Genomic DNA, 5455 nt, shown 5'->3' with positions numbered 1-5455 from the left:
GCACCACAAACAACCGTGGTTGCCAGGATTTAAGCCACCTTTATTTTTTCGTAATATGGCATTGTTACTGTGCTTAAGCGATATGACCACGCCGGACTGGAGTGCTACCAAATTTACCGTGCCTGTCAATAAAAGTACTTGCGTTTTGAAAAGGTTTCTTGTTAGCATACAATAGTAGGTAAATAGACAGTAGTGTTTATGATGCACCTGCCCTGATGGTGATTAGGCTAAAAGGCTTTTCCTACAATTTGATTTTTAAAGGGAGTTTAAGTAAGGGTGTTACAAAGCATACCATAGTATGGGAGCCGGATTCACCCTTCAAGACACCCACCTGTAGATACAGGGTCTAAAGCTTTTTCGTCTACACCTCTAGGGCGGGGCAATTAAATATACGGGGTAACCACATATGTGGCCACTAAACAATAAGAGAACGGATGGTATAGATAAAACGGTAATAGGGGTTAGTCCCTTTCGGCTTTTGAGATATTTAAGGTAGTAGAGAAGTCGTCGATTCAGGGTATCTATAACGATGGTTATAGTCTGTTGATGTATAGATTTATAGCGATTTTCATTACCTGCCAGGGGTATTGCCGGTAACGTTACAGAGACAAACGATGGCATATAGTAGGGATTGAGAGTGTTTATTTTGTTCGTTAATTGTAACATAAGGTGGTCTTGCGTTGAGGTAAATAAGCCGGCAAGGGGGATTTTGACTCTCCTTAATATGGGAGTGATATCAGCCCTTGTTATAAATGTTGCAGCTATGTCTAATATACTGCACAGAGAAACAAAATACAAAGATAAAGTCTATTTTAACTTGAAAACAGCAGGAGGTTTTTCAGATATGAACGTCACGTACGTGATAATATCGATTCTGGCAGGCGGGGTGATGAGTCTGCTCTTTGCCCTGTACTTCAGACAGTTGTACAGAAAAAAGCAGATAGAACTAGAGGACAGACATGCAATAACAATAAAGGATGCCGAAAAAGAGGCAGAAAAGATCAAAAAAGAGGCATTGCTCGAGGCCAAGGACACCAAATATCAGACAAAGGCAGAGGCGGAGAAGGAAATAAAAGAAAAGCGACAAGAAATCAATCACGTAGAAAAACGCCTCAGACACAAAGAGGAGTTGCTGGACAAAAAACTCGACCAGTTCGAAAAAAGAGACTCGGAACTGGGCAGGCGTGAGAAGGAATTTCTCAGGAAGGAACAAGCCCAGCAGGAGCGCGAAAAGGAATATGAAAAACTCCTGCAGATAGAGACGGAAAAGCTCGAAAAACTCTCCGGAGTGACCTCCGATGAGGCCAAAAGCCAGTTGCTGAAAAAGGTCGAAGATGAGGTAAAGCTCGAAACCGGCAGACTCATTAAGCAAATAGAGCAGGAGGCCAAGGATGAATCCGAAAAACGGGCCAAACATATAATCGGCCTTGCCATACAGAGGTATTCCGGCGAACACGTCTGTGATGCCACGGTGACTGCCGTGACACTACCAAATGAAGAGATGAAGGGCAGGATCATCGGCAGGGAGGGTAGAAACATACGTGCCCTTGAGGCGGCTACGGGTGTGGACTTTATCGTGGACGACACCCCGGAGGCCGTGACGCTGTCCGGGTTTGACCCGGTCAGACGGGAAATAGCGCGGATATCTCTGGAACGATTGATATCCGATGGCAGAATACATCCGGCACGGATCGAGGAAATAGTGGAAAAGGTCAGAAAGGAGGTAAACACGGCAATGCGTGAAGAGGGTGAAAAGGCCGTGTTTGACCTGGGTCTGACGGCCGTGCATCCGGAGTTTATCAAACTGCTGGGGCGCCTTAAGTACAGGACGTCCTACGGACAAAACGTCTTGCAGCACTCCAAAGAGGTGGCCTACTTCGCCGGGATGATGGCCGGGGAGCTGAAGGCAGACGTAAAGCTGGCCAAACGTTCAGGGCTGTTGCACGACATCGGTAAGGCCCTTGACCACGAAATAGAGGGACCGCATCACGAAATCGGCGCCGCCTTTGCCAAGAAATATGGCGAGGACGAACGTGTTATCAATGCCATGCTCGTCCACCACGGCGACGGTGACCCCATATGCGTGGAATCGGCACTGGTAACCGCCGCCGATGCCCTATCTGCCGCACGACCGGGCGTCAGGCGTGAGAGTATAGAGAATTACATCAAACGGCTGGAAAAACTCGAAGAAATTGCCATGTCCTACACCGGCGTTGAAAAGTGCTACGCCATACAGGCCGGCAGAGAGGTGCGCATCATTGTCAAACCCGAGGACACCACCGATGATATGTCATACCTGATCTCAAGAGAGATTGCAAAGAAAATAGAGTCCGAAATGACCTATCCCGGACAGATAAAGATCATGGTTATAAGGGAGACAAGATTTGTTGAGTATGCGAGGTAGAATTCGATGAGGGTGCTCTTTATAGGAGATGTTTTTGGCAGACCTGGCAGACTGTTGCTCAAGGGTGTCCTGCCCGGACTGGTGGACAAGGAGCATATAGACTTCGTGATAGCCAACGGTGAAAATGCCGCCGGTGGCTTTGGCATAACAGAGAAAACTGCCACCGAACTCTTCTCCTGTGGCGTGGACTGCATAACAACCGGTAACCACGTCTGGGACAAAAAGGACGTCGTCCAGTACATAGCAAGAAACGAACGCCTGCTACGTCCCCTGAACTATCCCCAGGGGGTGCCGGGTGCGGGCAGCGGGGTCTATACCCTCAGGGACAAGACAAAAATCGGCGTGATAAACCTCTCCGGACGGGTGTTCATGACCCCCATAGATTGCCCCTTCCGGACGGCAGCGGCAGAGGTTCAGCGTCTCAGCAAGGAGGCCAAAACGATCATTGTAGACATGCACGCCGAGGCCACATCCGAAAAACTCGCCCTCGGATACTACCTTGACGGCAAGGTTAGCGCCGTTGTCGGCACACACACACACGTGCAGACCGCAGACGAAAGACTCCTGCCAGGGGGAACCGCATACATCACGGACGTCGGAATGACCGGCCCCATTCACTCCGTTATCGGTGTCAAGGTCGAACAGATAATCGAAAAGTTCCTCTACCAAATACCGATGAGGTACGAGGTGGCACCCGGGGGATGTGTCTTTTCTGCCGTCGTCGTCGATATCAACAACGATACCGGAAATGCCACTGCCATTAAACGACTGATGATATCTAACTAAGGGGGCTTCTTTCTGCCGGCGCAGGTATGAAACATTGCCAGAAGGGTTTGTGAAAAATAGGTGAAGCATTTTATTTTTTTATATGCTATAATAACTATCATGATGCAAGGTGTATCAGCATCCTTTACGAAGGGATGTGATGTAAGGATTGGGTGAGTCAATGAGTACGATAGCCATTGTCATTATCTTGGTTGGGATGTTGGCAATAGTGTTGGAGTTTGTCTTCTATTTCAAACAGAGGGCAAATATAAAGATACTGTGTGACCAACTCGGTGCCGAGGTTATCCTCGATGGCTTTACCCAGGGAGAGGTCCCCGTTGACCTGAAGATACTGCCAGGTCAACACAAGCTCATAATCAAAAAGATGGATGCTGATGGCAGCTTCTACATATACGATGGTGAGTTTACCGTTGCACGTGGTGCAGAGAGGGTCATCGATGTAAAACTGGAGAGACAATACACGGAGCTATTCTACTGGAACAAGGCCGTAGGCAGTGGTGAGCTGGCAGAGTTTCTGTCGTATCTGGATAAATTCCCTGAGGGTGAATACGTAAAAGAGGCAAAAACAGCCATAGAAGATAAATACTTTGCAAATACCACTGAAGTAGCCGGTTGCCTCGAATACTCCAAGCGCTATCCCGCAGGAAGATACATACGAGAAGTAAAACAGAGACTCGAGGAGCTTCTCTATAATCAGTGCGACACCATAACCGGGTGTAAGGAATATATCAGCAAGTACCCTAACGGCATCTATGCCAATGACCCTAAGATACGAAGAGTGAAAAAGCTCCTGTCCTCCGTTCAGTACACAACAAGTAAAACGCTGGATGCACACAATGGAGCAGTTAACTGCCTTGCCGTAGGCCCCACACGTATGTACTCCGGCTCAGACGACAAAACCATAATGATCTGGGATATAGGCACGGGAAGTCATGTCTATACGTTCATGGGGCACACCGATGGCGTATCGGCCCTGGCCCTGTCAGGCAGAAAACTCGTATCGGCCTCCGAGGACAGTACGCTTATCATCTGGGACCTCGATGAAAACGCAGCCGTAAAAACCTTGCGAGGACATGCCAGTTGGGTCACTTCGCTTGCCATAGGGGGTGGGTTTATAGTGTCGGGGTCCGAGGACAAGACCATTAAAATATGGCGGCTGGACTCAGGCGACCTGTTAAAGAGTATCAACGCCCATGATGGCAGCGTATGGTCGGTTGTCATTGCAGGGGATAAAATCATATCAGGTTCGGAGGACAAGACCATTAAAGTGTGGAGCCTCAAAACATGTGAACTGCAAATGGTCATTGAGGGACACATGGATAACGTATGGTCAGTATGCGTAGCAGGAGACAAAATCGTATCGGCCTCATGGGATGACACCGTCCGGATATGGGATATTAAAACCGGCGAACTGCTAACTGCCATCAAAGGCAATTGTGGGAGATTCTATTGCGTCAAGGTGTTCCAGAATATGTTGTTTACCGGGTGCTGGGATAAAAAAATACGAGTGTGGGACTTTAACAGCGGTGAACTGTTGAGTGTCCTCAGCGGTCACTCAGACAGCGTCTATGACATAGACATGGCAGAAAATCGTCTCTTTTCTGCTTCCTTTGATAAAACCATCAATATCTGGACTGTCGATGCGACAATAACGCACACCGTAACCCAGTTTGAGTACTAAAGACAGTGAGGTGCTTCGATGCTATTAGACAAGCAGGAAAAAAGAAAGGACCGACGTAAGGGGCCCGACACGGTTAAAAAAGCCGTATCGTGGATCATTGGAATAGGCTGGTTTTTGCTCTTTCAAATCTGGGTCTTCTTCTACTTCGCTATGCCCGAACAGCCTTCCATCTTCGACCCTAAAGGCGTGTATCATAAACCACGTTTTTCATGGGATATAACCATGGTAAAAAACATGTTTATTGTCGCCACCTCTCTACTTATTGTATCGGTCATTGGCCTGATTATAAGCGCACTGAGAAGCAGAAGAAAAACCGACAGTATAAGCCCCACTCTCATAATCATGATCGCCCTGTCCTTTATCGGAATCTTTATCATATTCTTCAAGTTCTAATCAACCAGGGATACAATCAAGACTGTGCATAAACAACCCTCTGTGTTCTCTTTGTAATACTTATCCCCTTGAGCAAAGAGAAAGAACCGACATTCCGCACACCATTAAGAAAAATTCTCGATTTCCCGTTAAATAGTCTGAATAGCATAGCAATTACTGCTGGTATTATTATATATGTTGTACACAATACA

4 protein-coding genes and 1 other RNA gene are annotated in these 5455 nt (G+C 47.4%); all 5 read left to right on the top strand.

Features of this window, described 5'->3' with window-relative positions; translation table 11 throughout:
- The first annotated feature begins 201 nt into the window (after window positions 1-201).
- The 5 genes from ssrS (at window position 202) to HWQ67_RS12060 (ending at window position 5264) form a co-directional block, all read left to right on the top strand.
- Window positions 202-385: non-coding RNA, 6S RNA (ssrS, locus tag HWQ67_RS12080), on the top strand.
- Between the two features lie 459 nt (window positions 386-844).
- Window positions 845-2404 carry a ribonuclease Y gene (gene rny / locus HWQ67_RS12075; RefSeq protein ID WP_218252943.1) on the top strand — a complete coding sequence of 520 codons (1560 nt, stop codon included), beginning with the start codon at window positions 845-847 and terminating at the stop codon, window positions 2402-2404.
- Window positions 2405-2410: 6 nt separating this feature from the next.
- Complete coding sequence (locus tag HWQ67_RS12070) at window positions 2411-3190, top strand: TIGR00282 family metallophosphoesterase (RefSeq protein WP_218252942.1); 780 nt, start codon at window positions 2411-2413, stop codon at window positions 3188-3190.
- Between the two features lie 160 nt (window positions 3191-3350).
- Window positions 3351-4871, top strand: a complete 1521-nt coding sequence (locus HWQ67_RS12065) for a hypothetical protein (protein WP_218252941.1) — start codon at window positions 3351-3353, stop codon at window positions 4869-4871.
- An 18-nt stretch (window positions 4872-4889) separates the two neighbouring features.
- On the top strand, window positions 4890-5264 hold the full coding sequence (locus HWQ67_RS12060; protein ID WP_218252940.1) for a hypothetical protein: 375 nt from the start codon (window positions 4890-4892) through the stop codon (window positions 5262-5264).
- Window positions 5265-5455 lie beyond the last annotated feature (191 nt).

Source organism: Candidatus Magnetobacterium casense (assembly GCF_019173545.1).
In the GTDB taxonomy this organism is placed as follows: Bacteria; Nitrospirota; Thermodesulfovibrionia; order Thermodesulfovibrionales; family Magnetobacteriaceae; genus Magnetobacterium; species Magnetobacterium cryptolimnobacter.
The sequence above is the reverse complement of the archived record's forward strand: the minus strand, read 5'-3'. Positions and strand labels throughout refer to the sequence as shown.